Source organism: Bacillota bacterium, assembly GCA_036504675.1.
Taxonomy (GTDB): Bacteria; Bacillota; Sulfobacillia; order JAJYWN01; family JAJZPE01; genus DASXUT01.
This window is the reverse complement of record DASXUT010000158.1, coordinates 1-26,175: the sequence shown is the minus strand read 5'-3', so window position 1 is coordinate 26,175 and position 26,175 is coordinate 1. Positions and strand designations below refer to the sequence as shown.

Genomic DNA, 26,175 nt, shown 5'->3' with positions numbered 1-26,175 from the left:
GGCTTAGACCTGACCGATGCGGCGCATTATGTGGCTGCCCAATCCGCGGGCATTACCTCCATAATGTTGAACGACGACTTGTTCGGATGCCGCGCCGAGAATATGAACGTCTACACCGCTTTTGATGGACTGCTGAGAGTCAAGGAGGGCAGGTATTTCATAAGGGACAGACTGCTGCCTTGACAGGCTCCCCGAGGGCACCGTTGAAGCCTGGGGGAAACGGGGTCTAACCCCAACCACGAAATCCTGTTCGCCCAGCACTGATGTAGCGTTCTTCTCTAGTTGCGAAGGGCTATCACACTGAAAAGAGCGGGAGCTGATGCCATAAGCGGGTTAGTAGGAGTCTGTGGCTCCAAATGCAAATCGGGGCTGCATTATTGCGGCCCTTACTCCGAGAGATGATCTTGCCCCGACTATCACCTGAAATTCATCGTCCCGCAGATGGTTCCGGACCATTGAAGACATACATAATGCCGCTTGTTCAGGGCTTGTTCAGGGCTTTGCATTTTGCCGTTCGACGTAGTATAATGTTGTTCGCCAACGATTTGCCGAAGTGGTGGAACTGGCAGACACGCGGTGTTCAGGGCGCCGTAGGCGTATGCCTGTGTGGGTTCAAATCCCACCTTCGGCACAAAAGAAACCCGGGCTATCGGCCCGGGTTTTGGCTTATATGGCGGCATTTGGCGGCAAGAAACGAGCGGCCGATGACGAAATAGAAATCTGGAGCACAAGACGTTTGTCAACCCGCGATCTTGGGGGCGTGGCCATGAACGGCGAATCGGTCAAGATAAGGGTGGAGAATCAGGACCGCGTCGGCCTGGTCTACGACATGGCCAGGGTCCTGACCCCGCGCCGGATCAACATCCGGAGTATGGAGGTCACTCGCGGGGTGATGTTCCTCGAGCTCGAGGACCTGCCCGAGCCGGCCCTCGCGACCGTCGTGGCCGAACTCGAGGCCATCCCGCAAGTGACCCGGGTTGCCCCCGTCGCCCTGATGCCCCACGAGGAGAAGGAACAGCGGCTCTTGGCGGTCCTCGAGTCGGTCAGCGAGGGGATCCTCTCCGTCGACGAGGGCGGCGTCGTCACCCTGGTCAACCCGGCCGCGGAGCGGATCCTGGCCAGGCCCAAGGAGGAGACCATCGGCCGGCCCATCGCCGGCGTCGTCTCGTCGGAGTCGACCGTCATCTCGACCCTCAAGACCGGGCGGGCTCACGACAACCGCGAGGTCTTCGTCGAAACGCCCAAGGGGAGGCGGCGCTTCATCGTCACCACCCGGCCGATCCGTGACGGCCGCCACCGCACGGTCGGCGCGGTCGCCGCGATGAAGGATCTGTCCGAGGTCCGCCAGCTGGCCCACGCCATCACCAAGCCGTCGACGATCACCTTCGACGACATCATCGGCGAGAGCGAGGCGGTCAAGCGGGCCAAGGAGATCGGCCTGCTGATCGCCGACAGCGACTCAACCGTCCTCATCCGCGGCGAGAGCGGGACGGGCAAGGAGCTCTTCGCCCGGGCCATCTACGCGGCCAGCTCCCGCGAGAACGGACCCTTCGTCCCGATCAACTGCGCCGCCATTCCCGACCAACTCCTCGAAAGCGAGCTGTTCGGCTACGAAGAGGGCAGCTTCACCGGGGCCAGGCGGGGAGGTCGTCAGGGGCTGCTCGAATATGCCTCGGAAGGCGTCGTCTTCCTCGACGAGATCGGCGAGATGTCGCCGCACCTGCAGGCCAAGCTCCTGCGCGTCCTGCAGGAAGGCCGGGTCAGGCGGATCGGGGGCAACGACGAGATCCCGGTGGACGTCAGGGTGATCACGGCGACCAACCGGCCGCTCGAGGAGATGGTCAGGAGCGGCCAGTTCCGCGAGGATCTGTACTACCGGCTGAACGTCCTGCCGCTGCAGATCCCGGCTCTTCGGGAACGACCCGAGGACGTGCCGGTGCTCGTCCGCCATTTCCTCAACCGGACGCCGCGGGGCGCGGCCCTGACCCTTACCGACGCGGCCCTCCGTAAGCTCTTGACCCCCTCCTGGCCGGGGAACGTGCGCGAGCTCGGCAATGTCGTCGAGCGGGCGGTCAACTTCGCCCGGGCGGGCGGCGGGGCAGAGATCCGGCCTGAGCACATCGTGATCGGCGCTGAGCTGAGCGGCGGGTTTGGAGGGTGGGTCACCAGCGGCACTCCCGGCCGGTCGGCGCCGGCTGGTGAGAAGACCCTCAAGAAGGCCGTTGAGGAGTTGGAGAAGGCCAGGCTGCGGGAGGCCATCGCCCGCCACGGCAGTTCCCGCAAGGTCGGGCGGGCCCTGGGCCTATCCCACCGGGCGGTCCTGAACAAGATGAAAAAGTACGGACTGGACAAGGCGGCCGGGGGCGGGGCGGCCGGAGACGGAGCGGCCGGAGACGGAGCGGCCGAGGCCGACCGGGGCGAGCGGGGAAGGTAGGCGCCGGCCGGGGGCGCAGCTGCGGCGCCGGTCGGATGGTGGAAACATTCCGTTCCGGCGGAAAGGAAAGTTTCCGTCGCAAGGGCCATTTATCGTGCTGCTAGAAGGGGATTCGTGGGATTCTGGCCGGGGGACTGGATATAAAAGTATCCAGTCCCCCTTTCTGTTCTGTCGCGACCCTCGACTGGCTCAGGTCCGACGGTTCTTGATCACCAGCCCGAAGCCGTTGCCGCGGCGACCCACGGAGCCTTGCGGCCCTATGCTCCGCCGAGCATGGGCACGGTCTTTCGAAGGAGCGCGTGGCCGACCGCGACCGGCCATCGAAGACCGCGCCCACACCCTGGCACGCCCCTTGCATCTTTCGTCTGGGTCAAGACCTTCACAAGGCTTAAACCGAGGGAGAGACCAGGGAACAATGATCATCGGCGTGCCGAAAGAGATAAAGAACAACGAGAACCGCGTCTCGCTCGTGCCGTCGGGCGCGGCCGCCCTGATCCAGGCCGGGCACAAGGTCATCGCCGAACAATCGGTCGGCCTCGGCAGCGGGATCAGCGACGACGAGTACCGCCAGGTCGGGGCGACGATCATGCCCTCCGCGGAGAGCGTCTGGTCGGGCGCGGACATGATCATGAAGGTCAAGGAGCCACTGGCCATGGAGTACGGCCTTCTCAAGGAAGGCCTGCTTCTCTTCACGTACTTGCACCTGGCCCCGGACCTCTCGCAGACCAAGGCCCTGATGGAGCACAAGGTTACCGCCGTCGCCTATGAGACCGTCCAGCTTGACAACGGCGGCCTGCCGCTCCTCAGCCCGATGAGCGAGATCGCCGGCCGGATGGCCGTTCAGGTCGGAGCGAGGTTCCTCGAACGGACTCAGGGCGGCAAGGGCATCCTTCTCGGGGGCGTCCCCGGCGTCGCCCGCGGCAAGGTGGTCATCGTCGGCGGCGGCACCGTCGGCACCAACGCCGCCAAGATCGCCATCGGCCTGGGCGCCGACGTGACCATGATCGACCTCAACCTCGACCGGCTGCGCTACCTCGATGACATCTTCGGGGCCCGGGTCCAGACTCTGGCCTCCAATGGCTTCAACGTCGCCCAGGCGGTCAAGGAAGCCGACCTCGTGGTCGGGGCCGTCCTCATCCCCGGCGCCGCCGCTCCCAAGCTCGTCACCGAAGCCATGGTGGCGACCATGCGCCCCGGCTCGGTCGTCGTCGACGTGGCCATCGACCAGGGCGGCTGCATTCAGTCCATCGACCGGGTGACGACCCACAGCGAGCCGACCTACCTGAAGCACGGGGTGGTCCACTACGCCGTGGCCAACATGCCCGGAGCCGTCGCCCGCACCTCGACCTTCGCCCTCTGCAACGCCACCCTGCCCTACGCCCTGCAGCTGGCCAACAAGGGCTGGAAGAAGGCCGTCGCCGAGAACCGGGCGCTGGCCAAGGGGGTCAACACGGTCGACGGGAAGCTCACCTTCAAGGCCGTCGCCGAGGCCCACAAGCTGACCTACACTCCGCTCAAGGACGTCGTTGGGACAGCGGCCGACTGAGCAGGCAGTTACCGGGAGACCCGCCGACCCCACCTCCAACCCCACCTCCAACCCCACCTCCAACCCCACCTCAAACCCAAGAGCGGTCCTCCCGCTAACGCCGGGGTCAACCCCCCGGTTGATATAGCCGGGAAGGCTCGGATACGAGTCTTCCCGGTTTCTGTATGCCGGGGGGAAGGGACCGAGTCTGAGCTTGACGTAACTGTCGAGCTAAGACTGGGTGGAATCGGATGCTCTACAGAGTATTCTAGATTTATCTTTCGAGGCGTGGCCGGGCGGGAGGGGGACTGCCGGCCAGAGGCGGCGAATTCCCCTCGAAGTTGAGGAATCTGGTGGGGACGGCGCCGGCAACCAGCGCCGCCCGTGGGAGGGGTCCATGATGAAGGTGGCCGTGGCCGGAGGGACCGGCTTCATCGGCTGGGCCCTGTGCGGGGAATGGGCGGCGGCGGGGCACGAGGTCGCCGTGCTCACCCGCCGGCGGGATATCGCCGTGCCCCGGGGAGTCCGGGCGGTGACCTGGACCGCGGAACCACGGTTCGAGGACGCGGCGACCGCCGGGGGCGGTCCCGTCTCGCGACCACCCGGCGATTGGTGGCCAGAAGTCGACGGCGCCGACGCCGTGGTGAACCTGAACGGTGAGCCCATCGCCGGGCGCCGCTGGAACGCCGGGCAGAAGCAGCGGATCCTGCAGAGCCGCGTCCGGGCCACCCGGGCCCTGGTCGAGGCGATGGCCCATGCCCGGCGGCCACCGCGCCTGCTGATCAATGGGTCGGCGGTGGGTTACTATGGCCCGCGGGGCGACGAACCCGCGACGGAAAGAGATGGGTCCGGGTCCGACTTCCTCAGCCGGGTGTGCGTCGCCTGGGAGGGTGAGGCGAGGCGGGCGGAGGATCTGGGGGTCAGGGTGGTCCTTCTCCGCACGGGGCTGGTTCTCTCGGGCGACGGCGGAGCCCTTCAGCCCATGCTCCTTCCGTTTCGCCTTTTTATCGGAGGCCCGTTGGGTTCCGGCCGGCAGTGGGTTCCCTGGATCCACCGGGCCGATCTGGTGGGTTTGATCCGGTTCCTCCTGGAGCGGGATGACGCCGGCGGGCCTTACAACGGAACGGCGCCCAACCCGGTGACCAACGGCGACTTCTGTCGTACCATCGCCCGGCTTCTGGGGCGCCCCTGCTGGCTGCCCGTCCCGGCGCCCGCCCTGGGCTTGGTGTTGGGTGAGATGGCCGATGCCCTGTTCCTGAGAGGCCAGCGGGCCCTGCCCGAACGCGCCCTGCAGGCCGGCTTCGCCTTTCGGTATCGGGAACTTGAGCCCGCTCTGCGGGACATCCTAGGCGGGCGGTAAGAAGCGCGGGCAGCCGGTCGCACCCCGGCCGTGGACGGGCCATGGCCCGACCGCGGACGACAGATTGGTCCGGCAGGCGAGTCCAGGCTTGCATCTGAAAAGGTCTTTCAGGCCACGAGGAGTGAGCTAATCGGGTATGCTTCATGGACACCAGACCTACCTGCGACCGCTGGCCAAGTCCGACCTGCCGACCGTGCTCCGCGGGGTCAACGACGAGCAGGTCATGTTCCACCTCGGTCCCCACTTCCCGTTCACCGAGGTCGAGGCCGAGGCCTGGCATGAGCAGAGCGGTCGGGCCGACCGAACCAAGGTCATGACCATCTGCCGGAAGGACGACGGGGTTATCGGCTTCTTGACCCTTGACCGCATCCACCACCGCAACCGTAACGGCGAAGTCACCATCGCCCTCTTCGACCAAGCCAACTGGGGTCGGGGCTACGGGACCGATGCCCTCCGCACCCTTCTTCGCTTTGTCTTCGAGGAGATGAACTTCCACCGGATCCAGCTCCTCGTCCACGAGGACAACTCCAGGGCCATCAAGGCCTACGAGAAACTCGGGTTCGTCCGCGAGGGGCTCCTCCGTGACGAGAACTTCCGCGGCGGGCGGTACACCGACACCCTGGTCATGGGCGTCCTGGCCGGGGAGTTCGCCAAGGCCGCCGGGACGCTGTCACCGCCCTGAGACAGGGCCGCAGGATCACGCCTCGGGTTCAAGCAGACAGCCACCCCCCGACGTCGTGTCGAGGGGTCGTTTTGTCGCCCCCAGGCCCCGCGATCACTCGGCCCCGCGGTCACTCAGCCCCGGCCTGGGCCCACCAGGCTGCCCCGATGAAGCCGGCGTCGTTACCAAGCGCCGCCGGCCCGACCGAGACGGCGGCCGCGAAGGCCGGCATGCCGACCCGGGCGAGCGCCTCTCGAGCCCCATCCAACAAGGGCCGGCCGAGCTCCGACACCCCTCCGCCGATGATGACCCGGTCGGGGGCGAAGACGGCCACGAAGGAGGCCAGGCCGACCCCAAGCCACCAGCCGGTCTCCCTGACAATGGTCAGGCCTCCCTCGTCGCCGGCGAGCGCGGCCGCGCCGACGTCAGGCACATCAACCACCCCGGCCTCGGCCAGGCGCCGCCCGAGGAAGCCGTTCGGACGCCGCCCGGCCTCGATCAGCGCCCGCCGCCGCATGGCTGGGGCGGTGGCCAGCGTCTCGAGGCAGCCCCGGCATCCCTGACTGCAGCGCTCCATACTGAAGGGGTCGACGATGAGATGACCGATGTTCCCCGTGCTGCCCCCGGTGAACTTGATCAGCGACCCGTCGGCGACCACGGCCACCCCGATGCCCGTTCCGACGGTGACCATCATCAGCCGTCGGGAGCCCCGGCCGGCCCCCCGGTGGTACTCCGCCAGAGCGGCCAGATTGGCGTCGTTGTCGAGGCGAACCCTCACGCGGTACCGTTCACCTAGGTGCCTGGCCAAGTCGTAGCCGTTGAGGAGACCGACGTTGGTGAATTCCGGCCGCCCTTCGGCACTGACGTAGCCGGGCACCCCAACCCCGATGCCGGCCGGAGAGGCACCCGGCGAAACGGCCGCCACCAGCCGATCGATGGCCTCGCCATAGCGGTCGACCAGCCCGCGGGCTGAGGACGCCCCGGCATTGGTCACCCGCTCGTGGGCGAGGACTTTCCCGCGGGCGTCGACGACCCCGATCTTCGCACTGTGGCCGCCGATATCCAGCCCGATGAAGAACTCGGCCACGGCCATCCCTCCGGGCGCGCAAAATGTCGGATACTTCCCACCGACGGGCAGGAGGAAAAGCGTGAACATTACGCGAACGTCATCATATACTTTCTTAACAGAAGTAAGTTAGTCCTCCACAACGATTCTCCTTTTCCACTGCCATAGCCGCCGTTCCCTATTCCCACCCCACCACCCCAGCCTCAGTCGGTTCTACCTTGGGGGTCGTCACACTGGACGAACAAATCGTCTCCGGCCGACCTGAGCTCATCCGGCGGATCAACCGGACCCTCATCCTCGACCTTCTCCGGCGAGAGGGGGCGCTATCGCGATCGGACATCGCCGTCAAGTCGGGCATCAGCCTGCCTGCCGTGTCCAGGACGGTGGCTGAGCTGATCGGCGACGGTTGGGTCAATGAAATCGGTATCGGGACCTCGTCGGGGGGCCGTCGCCCGATCCTCCTGCAGTTCAACCCCAGAGCGGGGTTCATCATCAGCCTCGACGTCACTCCCTACCGGATCCTTGGCGGCGCGGCCGACCTGGCCGGGGAGCTCATCGTGACCAAGGCCGAAGTGCCGCGGGCGATGGGCGTGCCCCTCCTCGACCAGGTCGCGGAGACCATCGCTTGGCTGAAGGAGGCCGAAGGGGTATCCCGCGGGCCCCTGGTCGGCATCGGAGTGTCCGTACCCGGCATCCCCGACCGGGCCGGGGCCAACGTCAGCCTGGCCCCAGCCCTCGACTGGCAGGACGTGCCGGCCGGGAAGGTCCTCAGAGAACGCTTTGCCTGTCCGGTGGTGGTCCAGAACGACGTCGACGCCCTTCTCCTGGGCGAGCAGTGGCGGGGAGCGGCGGCCGGCGTCCAACATGCGGTGGCTGTCTACGTCGGCGCCGGCGTGGGGGCCGGGGCCCTCCTCGATGGCCGCCTCTACCGCGGCCGCGACGGGGCCGTCGGCGAGATCGGTCACTGGTTGACCGACCCCAACCAGGAACCCCGGCCGATCGGCTTCGGCCACCTGGAAACGGCCATCTCCACGGTCTCCCTGGCCCGCAAGTGGGCCGCCAGGGTCGACTGGAAAGCGGGGAGTCAGAGCGACATCATGACCGCCATGGCCAAGCGGTCGCAGGCCGGCGACACGGTCACCCGCGAACTGGTCGTCGAGACGGCCAGGGTCATTGGGATGGTCGTCGTCAATCTGGTGGCCATGCTCAACCCGGAGATCGTCATCCTCGGCGGAGAGATCATCCGCCTCGAATCCATCGTCCTGCCGGTGATCAGCCAGATGGTCGCCGACCATGCGCCCTACCCGGCCCTGGTCGTCCCGGCCGAGTTGGGCGACCGCAGCGCCCTCATCGGGGCCGTCTACGGGGTCTTGCAGCAGCAGAGAAGTTCCGTCTCCTACGTCGAGTGAACGGGGGAACGAGATCGTGCCGATGACTGACGACATCCTGGCCCAGCCTCGGGCCTTCGAGGGACTGGCGGCTACCGCCCCCGAGCGCTGGGAAGAGGCCATGGAAAGGCTGGGCGACCTCGGCCGGTTCGGCCGGGTGGTCCTGACCGGCATGGGCAGCTCGTACTTCGCCTCCATCGCCGGAGCCTGCGCCCTGACCGCCCGCGGCATTCCCGCCGTCTTCGAGCTCACATCGTCTCTTCTCTATTACGGACGCGGACGCCTGCAGCCCGACGACCTGGTCGTGGCGGTGTCCCAGTCGGGGGAGAGCGTCGAGGTGGTCAAGCTCCTCAAGTACCTGGCCGGCACGGGCACGACCACCCTCGGCCTGACCAACGACGCCACCTCGGCCGCCGCCGGACTGACCGACGCCACCCTCGAGATGCGGGTCGAGCCCGATCACGGCGTCGCCATAAAGTCCTATGGGGCGAGCGTCTTGACCCTCCTCTACCTGGCGTCCCGCCTGACCGGCGAGGCGCCGGACCGTTGGGCCGAGCGGGCCCGCGCGGCCGCGGCCGCCGTCCGGGAAGCCAACGAGGCCGCCCGCGACTGGCTCGACTTGGGCCGCGGGCTGGACGGGTCCCGGGCGGCGGTGATCACCGGCCGGGGACCCTCCCTGAGCGCGGCCATGGCCGGCGCCCTCCTCTTCAACGAAGTGGCCAAGGTCCCGGCCTGGGGCGAGGATGGCGGGGAGTTCCGCCACGGGGTCATCGAGGTCGCCGAACCCGGCTTCCTGGCCGGAGTGGTCATGGCCGACGGCCCCTCCCGCGAGCTCGGGGCCGTCCTGGCCGCCTACCTGGTCGCCGCCGGGGCCCGCGTCCTGGTGGTCGCCCCGCGCTCGGCTCGGGCCGGCGCCGAGAAGACCGGCGCGACCATCTTGACCCTTCCGGACTTGGACGAACGGCTGATGCCGCTGGTTCAAGTGGTCCCGTTCCAGTGGCTCAGCGTCGGCTGGGCCGAAGCGCGGGGCTTCGTGCCCGGACGGTTCCGTCATACGCCTGGAGTAATCCGCAGTGAGGGCAGGGAGGTGACGGGTGGGAATCACGCGGACGACTGATCGCCCCAAGGGTAGCCCCGAGGGGTGACCCGGGGCAGGTTCGATAAAGGAGGGGGCCACATGGTTAAGCGTTCACTGGCCGTCTTGGTAGTAATGGCCGTTGTCCTTTCCATCGCCCTGACCTCAGGCTGCGCCAAGAAGCCGCAGCCGGTCACGCTCCAGATGATCACGATGAAGCAGGCGGCCTATAGCGATGCCCACATCAGTGAGATGGTCAAGAAGTTCAACGAGGCCAACCCGAACATCACCGTCCAGGTTACCTTCGTGCCTTACGAATCCCTCCACGACAAGATCGTCACCGACCTGGCCTCCGGTCAGGGGCAGTACGACGTGGTTCTGGTCGATGAGATCTGGCCGGCCGAGTTCGCGGCCTCCAACATGGTCCAGGACATCACGGCCAGGATCACCCCCGAGATGAAGGCCGGCGTAAACCCAGCCCTCCTTGACATCCTCAGGGTCGGCGACAAGTACTACGGCATCCCCTGGATCCTGGACACCAAGTTCCTCTTCTACAATAAGAACATGCTGGCCAAGGCCGGGTACACGGCCGCCCCGAAGACCTGGGACGAGCTGGTGACGATGGCCAAGACGCTCAAGGCCAAGAAGATCTGCGACTTCCCCATCGTCTGGAGCTGGGCTCAGGCCGAGGCGATCATGTGTGACTACGCCCAACTCGTCTACTCCTACGGCGGCGACATCATCGCCCCGGACGGCACCGCCAAATTCAATCAGGGCGGGGCCCTGGACGCCCTCAAGTTCATGATCAAGACCCTCAAAGACGGCGTCACCAACCCCAACTCTCTGACCTACCTGGAGGAAGATGTCCGCCAGGTCTTCTCCGAGGGCAAGGCGGCCTTCTGCCTGAACTGGACCTACGTCTACGCTTTGGCCAATGACCCCGCCTCGTCCAAGGTGGCCGGGCAGGTGGCCATCGCCCCGACTCCGGCCGGCAAGCCCGGAACGGCCGTCGGCGTTTCCGGCTCGATGGGCCTCTCCCTGGCCAAGAGCACCAAGCACCCCGAAGAGGCCTGGAAGTTGATCGTCTTCCTGACCAGCGAAGCCAATCAGAAACTTTATGCCTCTGACTCTCTGCCAATCTGGAAGGCGGCCCTGGACGCCCCGGACCTGAACGCCCCCAAGGAATTGGCGGCCACCCTCCGGGTCCAGTACCAGGCGGTCAAGGGGCGCCCGCAGTTCGTCATCTGGTACAACGCCTTCTCGACCAAGGCCCAGGTGGCCTTGCAGCAGGCCCTTCTCGGCAAAGCCACGCCTGAAGCGGCCATGTCCCAGTTGGTCAAGGACATGGACAGCGTCAAGAAGTGATCCCCTCATCGCGGGCAGGGGGGCCGTCGGCCGAAACCGAATCCCCCTTCGGGTCCCCCTGCCCGCCGGATTCCTCCTGGAGGTCCTAGCGTGAGCCTAAGGTTGTCAAGCCCGAACCCAAGGCTCTTGCGGACGCGCGTCGGCCGGGAAGAGCGGCGTCTGATCGTCGCCTTCCTGGTCCCCGCGCTCCTGGTGACTTTCGGCGTGGTCCTCATTCCCCTCTTGGAGGCCCTCTGGATCAGCTTCCACCGCTACTCCCTGACCACCCCGGGGCGACCCTTCATCGGCCTGGCCAACTACTCGTCGGCCCTGGTCGACCCGGGCTTCTGGGCGGCCACCTGGCGAACGGTCTACTTCACCCTCGTCTCGACCGGGCTGGAGCTGGTCCTCGGCCTGATGATTGCCCTGCTCCTCAATGAGCGGTTCGTCGGGAGAGGTCTCCTGCGGGCGCTGGTCCTCGTCCCGTGGGCCCTCCCGACGATCGTCAACGGGATGATGTGGCGCTGGATCTTCAACGCCGACTACGGCGCCCTCAACGCCATCCTCCTCCAGCTCGGCCTGATCAAGGACTATCAGGCCTGGCTGTCGAGCCCGTGGGTGGCCATGAACTGCGTCATCTTCGCCGACGTATGGAAGATGACCCCCCTGGTGGCCATGCTCCTCCTGGCCAACCTTCAGGTCATCCCGGCCGAGCTCTATGAGGCCGCCTCGATCGACGGGGCGGGGCCGCTCGGCCGCTTCAGGTACGTTACCCTGCCATCCATCCGGTCGGGCATCCTGGTCTCCTTGGTGACCCGGACCATCGAGGCTTTTAAGGTCTTCGACATCATCTTCATCATGACCCGCAGCGGCCCGGCCAACGGCACCCAGACCATCGCCTACTACGCCTACACCGAGACCTTCACCGCCCTCCAGTTCGGCAAGGGGGCGGCTTTGTCTTACTTGATCGCCGTCTTTATCACCCTGCTCGCCCTGGTCTACTTCCGCCTCATCCGTGAGGAGGTGCAGGCATGAGCGGCCCCACCCAGGCCCGGCTGAGGAAGGCCGGCCGGCGCCTTGGACTCCACCTGGCCGCCCTCCTGGCCGGGGCCTTTATCCTGGCCCCCTTCGCCTGGCTGGTCATCTCGAGCATCGCCGGCCCTTCCGACCTTCTCGAGCGGCCCCTTCGCTGGTGGCCCGCCCACGCCGGCCTTGGCCGCTACCTGACCGTCCTGACGACGACGGACGTCAACTCGGCCGCCTACACCTTCCGCCGGGCCCTGATCAACAGCAGCGCGGTGGCCTTCGGGACGACCGTGCTGTCCCTGGTCACCGGCGTCCCGGCCGGCTATGTCCTGGCCCGGTCCCGCTTCCGAGGGCGCCAGGCGCTGACAATCTTCTTCCTCTCGACCTACCTGCTGCCGCCGATCGCCCTCATCGTCGCCCTCTACGTCATCCTCAGCCTGCTTGGACAACGGGACAGCGTGGTCGGCCTGATCCTGGTTTACAGCTCCTTTGTCACCCCGTTCGTCGTCTGGATCATGCGCGGCTACTTCACGGCCGTTCCGGTGGAGATCGAAGAGGCGGCGCGGATCGACGGATGCAGCCGCTTTGAGACCTTCTGGCGAGTCGGCCTGCCGCTGGCCACCCCCGGCCTGGTGACGACGATCATCTTCGCCATCCTCCTGGCCTGGGATGAGTTCTTCTACGCCCTCATCCTGACCTCGAGCCTGAGGGCTAAGACCATCTCGGTGGCCATCGCCGAGTTCTCCGGCCAGCACATGATCGACTATGGGATGATCGCCACCGGTGGGGTCATGGCGGCCCTGCCGCCCGTGATCATCGCCCTGATCCTCCAGAAGTACATCGTCCAAGGCCTGACCGCCGGGGCGGTTAAGGGGTAGGAGGTCGCCATGGCCAGGGTCGTTCTGGAGTCTGTCACCAAGAAGTTCGGCGAGACGACCGCGGTTGACGCCGTCAGCCTGGAGATCCGGGACCATGAGTTCATGGTCCTGGTCGGGCCGTCCGGATGCGGCAAGTCGACGACCCTGAGAATGGTGGCCGGGCTGGAGGAGGTCACCGATGGCGGCGTCTACATCGGCGACCGGCGGGTCAACGACGTGGCTCCGAAGGACCGCGACATCGCCATGGTCTTTCAGAACTACGCCCTCTACCCGCACATGAACGTCTATGAGAACATGGCCTTCGGGTTGAAGCTCCGGCGGGTGCCGAAGGCCGAGATCGACCGGCGGGTCAGGGAGGCGGCTCAGACCCTTGGGCTCGGGGGGCTCCTCGCGCGGCGGCCGAGGGAGTTGTCAGGGGGCCAGAAACAGCGGGCGGCGCTGGGCCGGGCCATCGTTCGCGAACCGGTGGTCTTTCTCATGGACGAGCCGCTCTCCAACCTCGACGCCAAGCTGCGGGTCCAGATGCGGGCCGAGATCATCCAGCTCCACCACCGCCTGGAGACGACGGTCATCTACGTCACCCACGACCAGACCGAGGCGATGACCATGGGCGACCGCATCGCCGTGATGAAGGACGGCCGGATCCATCAGGTCGCCCCGCCACGCGAGATTTACGAGCACCCGGCGAATATGTTCGTCGCCGGGTTCATCGGGACGCCGCCGATGAACTTCCTGAATTGCCGGGTGGCGGGCGACCAGTTGGTCACCGGCGACGCCACCCTGCCGATCCCGGCCGGGCGCCGCGCGGGCCTGCGGGCCTATGACGGCGGTCAGGTGGTCCTGGGCCTCCGGCCGGAGGACGTCTCGATCTCCCCCGGCCAGTTGGCCAGGCCGGGAATCGGGGTGATCGAGGGCCGGGTCAGCTTCATCGAGCCCCTCGGGGCCGAGGTCATCGTCCACCTCGCCACGGGGGACCAGGCGCTGACGGCCCGCGTCCCGCCGGACGGGACTCCGAGCTATGGCCAGTCGCTGCCGGCGGCCCTCCGCCTCGACCGCTGCCACCTCTTCGACCCTGGCTCTGAGCTGGCCATTAGGTAGGCGGATACCCGGCCTCCCCGGCGCTTCAAGGCTCCCCGCCCCCAGCCCGGACCTCAAGGAGGCCGGGCTTCTTGGGCTCCCGGGTGAAGCGATGACGGCCAATCGCCGATATATCTACATGAAAGCCCAGCGAGGGTCAGCAACGAGGCCAGCGGCAGGGCCGCCGCGACAAAACGGCGGCCAGGCCGCCGCGAGTGCCCAAGACAAACCCGGAGGAGCCCTGAGCCATTGAACGCACGTGTCAGACCTGACCGATCGATCGTTCTGGAGCTGGAGGCCCGCCTCCGTCAACAGGCGGCCATCGCCGAACTCAGCCGCCTGGCCCTGGACGGCGCGGACCTGGCCACCCTGATGGACCGGACGGCCGCCGCCGTGGCCGAGACCCTGGACCTCGAGTACTGCAAAGTGCTTGAGTTGCTGCCGGGGGATCAAGGCCTGCTCTTGAGGGCCGGGGTCGGGTGGAAGGAAGGTCGCGTCGGACAGGTGACGGTCGAGGCCGGACGGGACTCTCAGGCCGGCTATACCCTCTGGACCAAGGGACCGGTGATCGTCGAGGACCTCCGGACCGAGACCCGCTTTCAGGGGCCGGCCCTCCTCTCGGAGCACGGCGTGACCAGCGGCATCAGCGTCGTCATCGACCGGCCGGGGCGTCCTTTCGGGGTCCTCGGCGCCCACGCCAAGCGCCGCCGCCGCTTCACCACCCACGACGTTAACTTCCTGCAGGCCGCGGCAAACATCGTCGCCAGCGCGGTCGAGCGGCGAAAGGCTGAGACCGCCCTGACCGCCCTTCAGGAGAGGCTGGCCGGATTCCTGGCGATCGCTCCCGACGCGATGGTCGCCGTCGACCGCACCCTCAAGATCGTCCTTTACAACCACAGCGCCGAGGAGATGCTCGGGTGGACCGCCGAGGAAGCCCTCGGCCGGCCACCCGGGCTCTTCGTGCCCAAAGACCAGTTCGACCTGGTGATGGAGGCCATCGACCTCCGGCCGCAGGCCACCTTCGAGCCCGGTCATCTCCTTTGCCAGCAGTTCGAGATTACCGTGGTGAGAAAGAACGGCCAGGTCTTTCCGGTTGAGCTGTCCCTCTCCAGGTTGGGTGGGATGGACGCCGACTTCTTTGTCATGGCCATCGCCCGGGACATCACCGACCGCAAGAAGTCCGAGGAAGCCCTGCGCAACAGCGAGACCCGCTTCCGGAGCGTCTTCGAGCACACGGCCGTCGGCAAGGCCCTGATCCACCCGGCCGATGACCGGCTCTTGCAGGTAAACGCCGCCCTCTGCCGGATGCTGGGCTTCACCGAGGCGGAGTTGCTGGGGCGCGCCGTTCGCGATGTCCTCCATCCCGAGGACCTCCGCACCCCCGGGCCGCTCCTCCAGGATCTGCGCGAGGGCCGCTCAGACTGCGTCCAGTTCGAATGCAGGTGCCTCGGGCAAGGCGGGCGGCCGATCTGGGCCCACGTTACCCTATCCCTGGTCCGCGACGGGCGGGGAGACCCGCTCTACTACATCGCCGAGGCCCAGGACTTCACCGAACGCAAACGCTTCGAGGCCCAACTGGTCTACTTCGCCAATCACGACCCCCTGACCGGGCTCCACAACCGGCGCCGCTTCCGCGAGGAGCTCGAGCGCGAGCTGGCGATGGCCAAGCGATACCGGTCCGCCGGCGCGGTCATGTTGTTGGACATGGACCAGTTCAAGGACATCAACGACAGCCTCGGCCACCGCGCCGGGGACGAGGTCCTCACGGCCGTCGCCGGAAGCCTGCGCGAGCGGCTGCGTTCGACCGATGTCGTCGCCCGGCTCGGCGGCGACGAGTTCGGCATCCTCGTCCCTCATGCCGACGCCGAGCAAGCCAAGGAGCTCGCCCACCAGACCCTGCAGGTGGTCAGCAAGCACGCCGTGACCATCGGCGGCCAGCCCAGCCGGGTCACCGCCAGCATCGGCATCGCCCTTTTCCCGTCCGACGGCCAGGCCGTCGACGACCTTCTGGCCCGCGCCGACATCGCCCTTTACCACGCCAAACGGACCGGGCCGAGCCGTTTCTCGCTGTACGAGCCGGCCAGCGACCGGGAGGCCCTGATCTCGTCCCGGCGGACCTGGGAACACCGCATCCGGAAGGCCCTCGAGGGCGACGAGTTCGTCCTCTACGTCCAGCCCATCCTGGATCTGCGGAAGAACGAGATTTCCCGGTACGAACTGCTCCTGCGGATGGATGACCCCTCCGGGCAACTGATCCTGCCCGACTCCTTCCTGGGTGTCGCCGAGCGTCTCGGCCTCATCCGCGAGATCGACCGCTGGGTGGTCCAGAAGGGGATCCGACTGCTGGCCGAACAGAGCCGCAAGAACCCGGGCTTTTGCCTGGAGGTCAACCTGTCGAGTCAGGCTTTCGACGACCCGACCCTGCTCGACCTGGTCCAGACCGAACTGACCAGAGGCCGGGTCGACCCCGGGCGGTTGGTCCTGGAGATCACGGAGACGGCGGCCATCGCCAACATCCACGAGGCCCGGCGGTTCATCGAGACCCTGAGCCGGTTCGGCTGCCACTTCGCCCTCGATGACTTCGGCATCGGCTACTCCTCCTTCTCGCACCTCAAGCACCTGCCGGTGGACTGCCTGAAGATCGACGGGGGTTTCATCGCCGACCTTCCCAACAGCCCGGTCGACCGTCACCTCGTCTCGGCCATCGCCGAGCTGGCTCGGGGTCTCGGCAAAACGACCATCGCCGAATTCGTAGGCGATGCCGAGACGGTCAGGCTGTTGCGGGAGTATGGGGTCGACTACGCCCAGGGCTTCCACATCGCCAGGCCCCATCCCATCTCACAATTGTGACCCGGTGACAGGAGGCGGGGCGGTCGCCGGCGAACCCAAGCCCCATGATCAGGGGAAGGGTCACCTACCTCCGTCCGGTGGACCGCTCCGACCTGCCGCTGCTCTGGGAATGGGCCAATGACGAGGCGACCATGCCCTACCTCAAGCCCCGCTGGCCGATGAGCCTGGCGGAGGCCCGGGAGGGGCTCGACCGCCTCCTTGGCAGCGAGACCGAACGGTCCTTCATTGTCCACATCACCCGGACCGGTCAAGCCATCGGCCGAGCCGACCTGCGCCGGATCGACCCGCGCAATCGCTCGGCCGAATTAGGTTTTAGCCTTTACGACGCGGCCCAGCGGGGGAAGGGGTACGGCGCCGATGCCCTGCGGGTCCTGCTCAGTTCGGCCTTTGACCGGCTCCACCTGCACCGCGTCGAGCTGAATGTGAACGAGGACAACCAGCGGGCCCAGCGCCTCTATCGCCGGTTGGGCTTCGTCGTCGAAGGACTGGTCCGGGACGACGACTTCGCCGGCGGCCGCTACCGCCACTCCTACCTGATGGGACTGCTGGAAGACGAATTCCGAAGAAACGACGGAAGGGAAGGGGAGCGAGGATGATCCGAGGCCGCCTGACCTATTTGCGTCCGGTCGAAAGGAAGGATCGGGACCTGATCCTCAAGTGGATTAACGATGAGGAAGTCATGCCCTATATCACCGCTCATCTCCCCTACTCGGAAGCCTTCGAGGAGGCTTGGATCGAACGGGTCTCGAGGAGCGAGGCGGACCGGGTCTTCGTCATCAACACCGCTGAGGGCACCCCCATCGGGACCATCGGCCTGCACGGGATCAACCACCATGACCTCTCGGCCGAGCTGGGCGTAAGCATCTTCGAGAAGAGCCACTGGGGCCGGGGCTACGGCCCCGACGCCATCGTTTCCCTGCTCCGCTTCGTCTTCGACGAGATGAACTTCCACCGGGTCCAGCTCTTTGTCCACGAGGATAACCAGCGGGCCAAGCGGGCCTATGAGAAGTGCGGCTTCGTCCAAGAGGGGCTGCTCCGCGCGAAGCACTTCCGGGGCGGCAGGTACACCAACTCGTACCTGATGGGCCTCCTGGCGAGCGAGTTCCGGGCGAAGTTCAAGGACTGACGGCGGTCGGCCGCCCATTCCCGCAGCTTACTGGATTAGGCAAAGTCAGGGACTCCCAGGGGCCAACCCTCGGGGGTCCCTTCCCTTTTGGCGCTGGGGAATCTTGGCAAGTTCTGAAGGAACATCCGGCCCCAATATAGAATGACTGGTCACAAGATTCCGAATCGGAGGTGATGCCTCGCCGGCCAACCGATCCCTTTCCGTAGCGAGCTGGTTCGAGGCGACAACTCTTCCCAAGCCAAAGGAGGGAGGACCGTGAACTCAGTTCTCGCTCTTGGTCTGGCGGTCGTCGCGGCACTCGTCGGCTACTACATCTACGCCCGCTATGTCGATGAAAAAATCGTCAAAGTTGATCCCAAAAAAGCGACCCCGGCCAAGATGTACATGGACGGCGTCGACTTCATGCCCACCGGGCGGCACGTCCTTTTCGGCTACCAGTTCAAGTCCATCGCCGCCCTGGGCCCGGTGACCGGACCGATAGCGGCCATGCAGTGGGGGTGGCTGCCCGGTCTACTCTGGATCGTCTTCGGGACTCTTCTGATTGGTTGGGTTCAGGATTACGTCAGCGCCATCGTCGGCCTGCGTAACGACGGTCAGAGCTTCGGGGCCCTGGCCTACCGCCTGATCTCGCCGCGCGGGCGTTTGACCTTGTTGTCCTTCATCTATTTCTACCTGATCCTCATCGTCGCCGCCTTCAGCGACATGACCGCGGCGATGATGGCGAAGCTACCAAGCGTCCCCCTGGCCATCATCGGCCTGATGGCCGTGGGAATCCTGGCCGGGTGGATGATCTACAAGAAGAAGGTCGACATCATGGTCACCACGGTGATCATGGTGGTCCTGGCCCTGTTCTCCATCTGGCTCGGCAGCGTGCTCGCCATTCCGGCTTCCAAGCTGGTCTGGGTCCTGTTCACGCTGCTCTTTAGTTACCTGGGCGCGGTCCTGCCGATCTGGAGCTACACCCAGCCGATCAACTACATCTCGTTCTACCTGGTCGCCCTGGGCATGCTGGGGGCCGTCCTCGGCATCCTGGTCGGCCACCCGAGCTTCACCACCCCGTCCTTCACCACCTACACCATCGGCGTCGGGCCGATGTGGCCGATCCTCTTCGTCACCATCGCCTGCGGCGCCATCTCCGGCTGGCACAGCCTGGTCTCAAGCTCCGGCACGGCCCGCCAGCTCGAGAGCGAGGCCGACGCGAAGTACGTCGCCGGCGGCTCGATGTACCTCGAGATGATCCTGGCGACCATCGCCCTGATCATCGCCGGCGCGGCCTTCGCCAATTTCGACGCCTACAAGACGGCTCTCAAGGCTGGTCCGGCCACGGTCTTTTCGGTCGGCATGGCCAAGTTCTTCGGTTTCATCGGCATCCCGGAGGCCTTCGGGACGGCCTTTGCCGGGGCCATGTTCTGCATCCTCGCCATCACCGTCATGCAGCTGGTCGTCCGCTTCGCCCGGATCGCCACGGCCGAGCTGGTCGGCGATGCCGTGCCGGCCTTCCGCAACCAGCACGTCGGGGCCGTCGTCACCCTGGCCATCGTCTTCGGGCTGGTCTACACCAACACCTGGTCGTACATCTGGACCCTGTTCGGCGGGTCCAACCAGCTCATGGCCTCGCTGGCCCTGCTCATGGCCACCATCTGGCTGGCCTCGCAGAAGAAGTCTCACGCCTTCACCCTCTGGCCGGCCCTCTTCATGTTCATCACGACCATCTTCGCCCTCGGCCTGACCGCCCGCAACCTCATCCTCAACGTCGGGAAGCTCCAGGCGGGGACGCTCAAGCCGGCCACCGGGCAGAGCATCGGCCTGGCCATGGGCGGGAACATCGTGGCCGCGGCGATCGGCATCTTCCTGATGGTCGCCGCCCTGATCCTCATCTACGACGGCCTGAAGATGTACTTCAAGATCCGAGGCGAGACCCGGGCGCCGAAGGCACCGGTGGCCCAAGCGACCCCGGGGGACGACTGATCAGAAGGCTCAGGGGCCGGCTCGCGGTCAGTTTCGGCCGACTAAGGCCGTGAGCGTAAAGACGCGACGAGGACCGTCGGGCCGGCCCCTTTGCCTTGTCGGTAAGGAGGGAGAGCCTTTGCTTTTCTGGGGAAAGAAGAAGGGTGGCAAGGCCGGCGGTGAGACGCCCGGGCCAGAGGGCGGGGCGGCCCAGCCCGGCGCCGAGGGCGAGGACCGGCAGTCGGCCGGTAGTGTCGTCCGCGAGTTCATCTACGGGATGGCCGCCCACGACATGACCCGCTACGCCTTGAAGACCCGTTCCAGCATGGAGCACCTGTTCATCCTGATTACCATGGGCGACCTGCTCGGCGTGCCGATCCTGCCGCCCTACTACTCACTGAGACTGCTCCCGTACGTCGTCCCCCAGATCGCCACCTGGAAACGGCGCATGCTCCGGGAGAAAGATCTCACCGACGCGCTGTTCTAAGAGGGGGTGAAAGCAACGTCCCTGGTCAATTTCTTCCGCGATTACCCTGACGTCCGATACATCATGTACGGTGGCAAGGGCGGCCTCGGCAAGACGACCTTCTCCGCCGCGACCGCCTATTATCTGGCCCAGAAAGGCTACAAGGTGCTCGTCTTCTCGGTCGACCCACAGGCCTCCCTGTCCGACATCTTCGAGCGCAACATCTTCGGGCAGGGCGAGGTCAAGATCATGGACAACCTCTACGCCTGCGAGATCGACGCCGACAAGCGGATCAAGGCCTACCAGGAAGAGGTCAAGAAGAAGATCCTCGACATGTACGGCCTCGACCGCATTCCCGACGAAATCGAGAACTACATCCAGGCGGCCGCGGCCGAGCCGGCCATGGAGGAGTCGGCCATCTTCGACGAGGTCGTCAACATCGTCGTCAAGGGCGGCTACGACTACTACATCTACGACCTGGTGCCCCTCGGCCACGCCCTCTACTACCTGTCGATGGCCTCGGTCTACGACACCTGGATCGACAAGATCACCAAGCTCCGGGAGCAGATGCGGGAATACGATCAGGTCGTCGCGGCCGTCCGCCGCCAGAAGACCACCGACGAGGACAAGATCCTCGGTGAGTTGCTCTACATCAAGGACCGGATCAACAAGTCCTCCGGCGTCCTCACCGACGCCGAGAAGACGGCCTTCTTCTTCGTCGTCGTCCCCGAGGAGATGATCATCCTCGACACGCTCAAGGCGGCCGAGCTCTTCTCCAAGTTCTCGGTGCCCATCCGCGGCTACATCGTGAACCGGGTGGTCCCGCCGGAACTCCTCCAGGAGAACATCCCGGACTACCTCCGCAACCGGATCGCCATGCAGAAGGGCTACCTGACGAAGATCGACAGCCAGTTCAGCGGGAAGGTCCTCGGCCGAGTGCCCGAGTTCGAGAGCGACATCCGGGGCCTGCGGATGATCGAGCGGATGGCCGAGCGGATGTTCGCCGGAGAGGCCATGGCGGCCAAGGCGGCCTCGGGCGACGGCGCCGGGGCGGGGGGGGAGTCGGAATGAGCGCCGTGGTGGCCGAACAGATCAAGCCGATGGAGTCGTTCCTCAAGGTCAAGCCCAGGCTGAAGTATATCTTCTTCGGCGGCAAAGGCGGGGTGGGGAAGACGGTCATGGCCGGGGCGGCCGCCCTCTGGTTCGCCTCCCAGGGGCGGCGGACGCTGCTCGCCTCGACCAACCCCGTCCACAGCCTGTCGAGCCTCCTGGCCCAGAACGTCTTCGGGACTGAGACCCCGGTTGAAGGGGTCCCCAACCTCTGGGCCTACGAGATCGACACCGCCGAGACCATCGACAAGTCGAAGAAGGACATCGCCGAGAAGATCAAGTTGTTCCTGAAGTACGCCGACATCCCGACCCAGGCCGACGCCTTCGTCGAGACGGCCACGATGAACCCGGCCTTCGAAGAGTCGGCCATGTTCGAGAACATGATCAACCTGATGCTCGCCGATAAGTACGACGTCTACGTCTTCGACACCGCCCCGACGGCCAACGCCCGGCGGCTCCTCGGGATGTCCAAGGTCTACACCCTGTGGGTGGGGAAGATGCTCGAGAGCCGCAAGGAGGCCCAGGCCATCCGGCTGTCCCTGTCCTTCCGGAAGAAGCAGGAGAAGGACCCGCTGCTCGATTCCCTCCTGTCCTTCCAGGGCCGCATCGGCGACGCCTCGACCCTGCTCACCGACGCCGAGAAGACCGCCTTCTTCTTCGTCACCCTGCCTGAGGCCCTGCCCATCGCGGTCATCCGCCGTTTCATCGGCTGGTTCCGAGACTTCGGCATCCCCGTCGGCGGGGTCGTCGTCAACGGGGTCATCCGGGTCGGCGAGCGGTCCGGAGGGGCCGGTGGCGGCGAGCTCTCCCAGTTCGTTCTCAACCGGGTCGAGATGCAGCGCGGATACCTCGATCAGATCTACGACACCTTCAACGACGTCCGGGCCGTCATCCCGTTGTACGAGACCGAGGTGCGGGGGCCGGAGATGTTGAGACGGGTGGCGGGGGACCTGTTCGCGAGCCCGCAGTAGGGATCAGTCCCTGGGGGGCAGTCCCTGGGGGGCAATCCCTGGGGAGCAGTCGCGCCGGGTGGCCCATGATAACCGTTTTCCCACCAGACGTCGAAGGCCGGGCCGGGCAATCAGCCGGCCCGGCCAGGGCGAAATGGAGGAAAGTCAATTGCAGGGGACTGGAGCCCGACGAGGCCCGCAGCTACCTGGCCGAGAAGGACAAGTCCAAGCGCGACAAGCGGATGAGCCTGAGCGAGGCGGTGGAACGATTCGTCCATGACGGCGATGACATCGGTCTCGGCGGCTTCGTCAACGGTCGGCAGCCCATCGCCCTGATCCACGAAATCGCCCGCCAGGGCCGGAGGGACCTGACTCTGTCCTTCCAGTCCGGCGGGCTTGCCGTTGAGTACCTGCCCGGGGCGATGGCTCTCGAGCCGACCAGGACGGGGATCAAGCGAATGGAGTTCGGCAACTGGGCCCACGAGGCTTTCGGCTTGTCGCCCCTCTTCCGGCACGTCGCCGAGCGTGGCTGATCGAGCTCAAGGACTGGAGCAACTATGACATGTCGGCCCGCTTCAAGGCCGCCTCGATGGGCCTGCGGTTCCTGCCGACGCGGAGCCCCATCGGCAGCGACATGCTCCGGGCCAACCGAGCGGCGATGGTTGATTGCCCCTTCACCGGCCGCCCGATCGTGCTCGTCCCGGCCTGCTATCCGAACGTGGCCCTGATCCACGTCCAGGAGTCCGACCCATACGGCAACTGCCGAATCCATGGCCAGCTCTACACGTGCCCCGAGATCGCCCTGACGGCCGCCCACACCATCGTCACCTGCGAGCGGGTCAGCGAGCACGAGGAGATGACCCGCTACCCTAACCGGATCAGCATCCCCTTCTTTGCCGTCGATGCCGTGGTCGAGGTGCCCTTCGGGGCCTACCCCGGCAATTGCTACGGCTACTACTACTTCGACGAGACCCACATCCCGCAGTTCCTCGCGGCGGCCTCGAAGTACCGGCAGGCCGACCCCGGCCCGCTCCGCGAGTACTATGAGACCTACGTCTTCGGAGTGACCGATACGGCGGCCTTCATCGACCTCATCCCGCAGCGCCAGAGCCAGCACGTCCAGCGGGCCGAGGCGGGGCTGAGGGGCGAATCAGGGTATCTGGCCGAGGGGGCGAGGCCATGACACCGCCCGCCGCCAGTCCCCGAGCAACCGACTTCTCCCCCCGCGAGATGATGGTCGTCGCCGGTGCCCGGGCCCTGCCCGACAACAAGGTCGTCTTCGTCGGGACCGGCCTGCCGACGGCCGCGGTGATGCTGGCCCAGTTGTCCAACGCCCCGGGGACCGTCCCCGTCTTCGAAGCCGGGGCCGTCGGCCCGACGCTGGTCAGGGGTCTGCCCCTGTCGGTCGGGGACTCGCGGACGGCCAGCCGGGCCAACTTCCTCGGCGGCCTGAACGCCTCGTTCGAGCTGACCCAGCGGGGCTTCGCCGACTACGGCTTCATCGGCGGGGCAGAGATCGACCCCTACGGGAACCTCAACTCGACGATGATGGGCCGCTTCCCCGAGGACTACCAGAAGCCGAAGACCCGCCTCCCGGGCAGCGGCGGGGCCGGTGACATGGCCTGCTCCTGTCAGCGGACGATCATCATCATGGTCCATGAGCAGCGGCGGTTCAACGAGAAGCTCAACTACATCAGCCCGGGTTACTTGGACGGCTCGCCCGGGGCCCGGTGATCACAACCAAGGGCATCCTCGACTTCGACGAAGCGACCCGGCGGATGCGACTGGTCGCCACCTTGCCGGGGGAGACGGTGGCCAGCGTGAAAGAGGCCACCGGCTTCGAACTGCTGGTGGCCAGGGACGTCCGTGAGTATGAACCGCCGACGGTCGAAGAGGTCAGGCTGATCCGGGAGGCCATCGACCCGAAGGGGTACTAGCCGCCTTGAGTCTGCTCAATGCCCGGCTGCGCTCCGCCGGGTTTCTGGCCATCCTCCTGGTTGGTGCCGTCGTGGGCACCGCGCTTGGTGGGGGCATGGATGTGCCCGCGTCGGCCCTGGCCGCCTCCGCGGTCAAGGCCGACCCCGGTCCGGCGGGCTTCTATGACTATTCTGGAATGATCCACATCCATTCCACCTTCTCTGACGGTGGCGGGTCGGGCGAGGATATCGCTGCCGCGGCGAGGGAGGCCCGGGGTCAACTTCGCCATCATCACCGACCACAACACCCTCGGCGGGCTCAAGGCCGGCAAGGAGGGGTATTACCAGGACACCCTGGTCCTCTTCGGGGTCGAACTGAACTCGGCCAGGAGGCCGGCCGGCGAGGCGAGCACTACCCCGCCTCGGCATCAGCAGCCTGCCTCCTGAGAGGGGCACGACCAGGGACATCGTCGATGGGGTGAATGGCCTGGGCGGCTTCGGCTTCGCCGCCCACCTGACCGACACCGGCTGCCCGCCCATCGGCGACGAGCCTTTCCCGTGGCGTTCCTGGGACATACCGCTGGGAGGCCTCGAGATCTGGAATGTCCTGGCCGACTTCTACAGCGGCACGACCAGCATTCCGAGGGGGCTACTCCACTACGCTTTCCTTGATTACGGCCTGAAGGGGCCAGACCCGTCCCTCCTGGCCAGGTGGGATCAGCTGAACAAGGTCCGCAAGGTCGTCGGGGTGGCCGGTGGGGACGTCCACGGGCAGCGCTACAAGGTCGGACCGCTGACAGTCCCGCTCTTCACCTACGATGATACTTTCCGCCTTATCCACACTCACATCCTGGTGCTGGAGAAGTTCACCGGCGACCTGGGTCACGACCGCCGACTCATTCCTCAGGCACTTCGGCAGGGTTCCAGCTATATGTCCTACGATCGGCGGCGGTCGGCCACCGGCTTCAGCTTCGTCGCCCATGACGAGGCCAGCATGACGGCGACGATGGGTGGCTCGCTCGAACTCCAGGGGGGCGTGACCATGGCCACCGCCGTCGGCCGGGACCTGACCTACGAAGCCAAAGACCTCGGCGCCTATCGCGTCGAGGTCTACTACCGGCTGCTGGGTCGGGACCGCCCGTGGATCTTCTCGAACCCGATATACGTGAAGCCGGTTCAATAAGCTGGACCCCGGCCTGACGGTCTAGGAAACCGCAAACCCCAGCCTGAATGGCTGGGGTTCAGTCTCGCCAATGAGCCCGCGCAAGGCTCACTAAACGCTGGGCATTCCCGACATCACCCACTCGAAAGCGGGCACCTTGTGGAATGAGACGTCGTTGAGGATATCGTTGAGCAGCGTTCGGTCAACTTCCCGGTTTTCCGCGGCGGCTGGAGGGCCGCCGTCGGGACCATCATGGCAAATGGGGAGGTGTTGCGGGCCGCAGCACCTCCCCATTTGCCACCGGGCGTCAATCCTCGTTGTCGTCGTCCCAGCCTTTATCGAAGAGCGCGGCCTGCATCATGTCGGTGAGAACCGCAAACCCCTTCATGGAACCATACGCAGCTGCGCCATTCTTGGTGTTATCGGATTTCCAGAACTCTCCAGAAAGGAAGTCTGGGTCCAAATCTGACAGGATCCTGCGGAAGGAGGCGGCCGAAAACGGCAACCCTTCCTTATCACAGACCCGAAGGATGAAAGCGGCCAAGCGGTGTAGAGAAAACACGCCTGGGGTTTTCATAAGGACATAACCGGTGGGTTCCCTAAAGGCTTCAGGAATCAGCTCCTGCCATACAGACCAATACTCCACTAAGTGGGGAGCGACTTTGTCTGCTGGTCTAATCCTGAGCGGCGACCGAGTCAAGACAGGTTTTAAGGACGTTACGAAGGACGTCTCCCTCACAGTGTGCTGATCGGTCTTCTTGAGGTTGGGGGGCTGAATCCTCCCCTTCCAGGGTGACCCGTCGGACTCATTGAG

Annotated in this window: 26 protein-coding genes and 1 tRNA gene; 25 read left to right on the top strand and 2 right to left on the bottom strand. The window is 66.0% G+C overall.

Annotated elements, in window-relative coordinates; genetic code table 11:
• The 6 genes from VGL40_12260 to VGL40_12235 form a co-directional block, all read left to right on the top strand.
• The coding region (locus tag VGL40_12260; protein ID HEY3316035.1) for a hypothetical protein at nt 1–183 on the top strand (183 nt) is incomplete at its 5' end.
• 364 nt (nt 184–547) lie between these two features.
• Nucleotides 548–631, top strand: a tRNA-Leu gene (locus VGL40_12255).
• 135 nt (nt 632–766) lie between these two features.
• Nucleotides 767–2,434, top strand: coding sequence for a sigma 54-interacting transcriptional regulator (locus tag VGL40_12250; GenBank protein ID HEY3316034.1), 1,668 nt, complete (start codon nt 767–769; stop codon nt 2,432–2,434).
• Between the two features lie 415 nt (nt 2,435–2,849).
• Complete coding sequence (ald, locus tag VGL40_12245) at nt 2,850–3,980, top strand: alanine dehydrogenase (GenBank protein HEY3316033.1); 1,131 nt, start codon at nt 2,850–2,852, stop codon at nt 3,978–3,980.
• Between the two features lie 379 nt (nt 3,981–4,359).
• Nucleotides 4,360–5,319, top strand: coding sequence for a TIGR01777 family oxidoreductase (locus tag VGL40_12240; GenBank protein ID HEY3316032.1), 960 nt, complete (start codon nt 4,360–4,362; stop codon nt 5,317–5,319).
• 136 nt (nt 5,320–5,455) lie between these two features.
• Nucleotides 5,456–6,001 carry a GNAT family protein gene (locus VGL40_12235; GenBank protein HEY3316031.1) on the top strand — a complete coding sequence of 182 codons (546 nt, stop codon included), beginning with the start codon at nt 5,456–5,458 and terminating at the stop codon, nt 5,999–6,001.
• Nucleotides 6,002–6,110: 109 nt separating this feature from the next.
• Here VGL40_12235 and VGL40_12230 read toward each other — a convergent pair whose 3' ends face one another.
• The gene (locus tag VGL40_12230) at nt 6,111–7,136 is read right to left on the bottom strand and encodes an ROK family protein (GenBank protein ID HEY3316030.1); all 1,026 of its coding nucleotides are present in this window, start codon (nt 7,134–7,136) and stop codon (nt 6,111–6,113) included.
• 128 nt (nt 7,137–7,264) lie between these two features.
• Between VGL40_12230 and VGL40_12225 the strand changes: the two genes are divergently transcribed.
• The 19 genes from VGL40_12225 to VGL40_12135 all read left to right on the top strand — a co-directional run bounded on the left by VGL40_12225 (nt 7,265) and on the right by VGL40_12135 (nt 25,382).
• Nucleotides 7,265–8,455 (top strand): ROK family transcriptional regulator, encoded by a 1,191-nt coding sequence (locus tag VGL40_12225; GenBank protein ID HEY3316029.1) that lies wholly within the window; start codon nt 7,265–7,267, stop codon nt 8,453–8,455.
• 22 nt (nt 8,456–8,477) lie between these two features.
• Nucleotides 8,478–9,551 carry an SIS domain-containing protein gene (locus tag VGL40_12220; GenBank protein ID HEY3316028.1) on the top strand — a complete coding sequence of 358 codons (1,074 nt, stop codon included), beginning with the start codon at nt 8,478–8,480 and terminating at the stop codon, nt 9,549–9,551.
• 60 nt (nt 9,552–9,611) lie between these two features.
• Nucleotides 9,612–10,874 carry an extracellular solute-binding protein gene (locus VGL40_12215; GenBank protein HEY3316027.1) on the top strand — a complete coding sequence of 421 codons (1,263 nt, stop codon included), beginning with the start codon at nt 9,612–9,614 and terminating at the stop codon, nt 10,872–10,874.
• A 90-nt stretch (nt 10,875–10,964) separates the two neighbouring features.
• The gene (locus VGL40_12210) at nt 10,965–11,888 is read left to right on the top strand and encodes a sugar ABC transporter permease (protein HEY3316026.1); all 924 of its coding nucleotides are present in this window, start codon (nt 10,965–10,967) and stop codon (nt 11,886–11,888) included.
• The gene (locus VGL40_12205; protein ID HEY3316025.1) at nt 11,885–12,757 is read left to right on the top strand and encodes a carbohydrate ABC transporter permease; all 873 of its coding nucleotides are present in this window, start codon (nt 11,885–11,887) and stop codon (nt 12,755–12,757) included. Before VGL40_12210 ends, VGL40_12205 begins: the two co-directional genes overlap by 4 nt.
• 9 nt (nt 12,758–12,766) lie before the next feature.
• Entirely contained in the window at nt 12,767–13,855 is a 1,089-nt protein-coding gene (locus VGL40_12200; protein ID HEY3316024.1) for an ABC transporter ATP-binding protein, read from the top strand.
• Nucleotides 13,856–14,083: 228 nt separating this feature from the next.
• Complete coding sequence (locus VGL40_12195) at nt 14,084–16,684, top strand: EAL domain-containing protein (protein HEY3316023.1); 2,601 nt, start codon at nt 14,084–14,086, stop codon at nt 16,682–16,684.
• Nucleotides 16,685–16,728: 44 nt separating this feature from the next.
• Nucleotides 16,729–17,280, top strand: a complete 552-nt coding sequence (locus VGL40_12190) for a GNAT family protein (protein ID HEY3316022.1) — start codon at nt 16,729–16,731, stop codon at nt 17,278–17,280.
• Nucleotides 17,277–17,810 (top strand): GNAT family protein, encoded by a 534-nt coding sequence (locus VGL40_12185; GenBank protein ID HEY3316021.1) that lies wholly within the window; start codon nt 17,277–17,279, stop codon nt 17,808–17,810. Before VGL40_12190 ends, VGL40_12185 begins: the two co-directional genes overlap by 4 nt.
• A gap of 255 nt (nt 17,811–18,065) precedes the next feature.
• Nucleotides 18,066–19,778 carry a carbon starvation CstA family protein gene (locus VGL40_12180; protein ID HEY3316020.1) on the top strand — a complete coding sequence of 571 codons (1,713 nt, stop codon included), beginning with the start codon at nt 18,066–18,068 and terminating at the stop codon, nt 19,776–19,778.
• A 256-nt stretch (nt 19,779–20,034) separates the two neighbouring features.
• The gene (locus VGL40_12175; GenBank protein ID HEY3316019.1) at nt 20,035–20,244 is read left to right on the top strand and encodes a hypothetical protein; all 210 of its coding nucleotides are present in this window, start codon (nt 20,035–20,037) and stop codon (nt 20,242–20,244) included.
• A 6-nt stretch (nt 20,245–20,250) separates the two neighbouring features.
• Nucleotides 20,251–21,294, top strand: a complete 1,044-nt coding sequence (locus VGL40_12170; GenBank protein HEY3316018.1) for a TRC40/GET3/ArsA family transport-energizing ATPase — start codon at nt 20,251–20,253, stop codon at nt 21,292–21,294.
• Entirely contained in the window at nt 21,291–22,304 is a 1,014-nt protein-coding gene (locus VGL40_12165; GenBank protein HEY3316017.1) for an ArsA family ATPase, read from the top strand. The genes VGL40_12170 and VGL40_12165 overlap by 4 nt, the downstream gene beginning before the upstream one ends.
• Nucleotides 22,305–22,369: 65 nt before the next feature.
• Complete coding sequence (locus tag VGL40_12160; protein ID HEY3316016.1) at nt 22,370–22,816, top strand: CoA-transferase; 447 nt, start codon at nt 22,370–22,372, stop codon at nt 22,814–22,816.
• A gap of 29 nt (nt 22,817–22,845) precedes the next feature.
• Nucleotides 22,846–23,466 (top strand): CoA-transferase, encoded by a 621-nt coding sequence (locus VGL40_12155; GenBank protein ID HEY3316015.1) that lies wholly within the window; start codon nt 22,846–22,848, stop codon nt 23,464–23,466.
• Nucleotides 23,463–24,017, top strand: a complete 555-nt coding sequence (locus VGL40_12150; protein ID HEY3316014.1) for a CoA-transferase — start codon at nt 23,463–23,465, stop codon at nt 24,015–24,017. Before VGL40_12155 ends, VGL40_12150 begins: the two co-directional genes overlap by 4 nt.
• Complete coding sequence (locus VGL40_12145) at nt 24,014–24,220, top strand: hypothetical protein (protein HEY3316013.1); 207 nt, start codon at nt 24,014–24,016, stop codon at nt 24,218–24,220. The genes VGL40_12150 and VGL40_12145 overlap by 4 nt, the downstream gene beginning before the upstream one ends.
• A 207-nt stretch (nt 24,221–24,427) precedes the next feature.
• Entirely contained in the window at nt 24,428–24,646 is a 219-nt protein-coding gene (locus VGL40_12140) for a hypothetical protein (protein HEY3316012.1), read from the top strand.
• A 31-nt stretch (nt 24,647–24,677) separates the two neighbouring features.
• Nucleotides 24,678–25,382, top strand: a complete 705-nt coding sequence (locus tag VGL40_12135) for a hypothetical protein (protein ID HEY3316011.1) — start codon at nt 24,678–24,680, stop codon at nt 25,380–25,382.
• A 286-nt stretch (nt 25,383–25,668) separates the two neighbouring features.
• On the opposite strand, the gene VGL40_12130 is transcribed toward VGL40_12135, so the two are convergent.
• The coding region (locus VGL40_12130) for a hypothetical protein (GenBank protein HEY3316010.1) at nt 25,669–26,175 on the bottom strand (507 nt) is incomplete at its 5' end.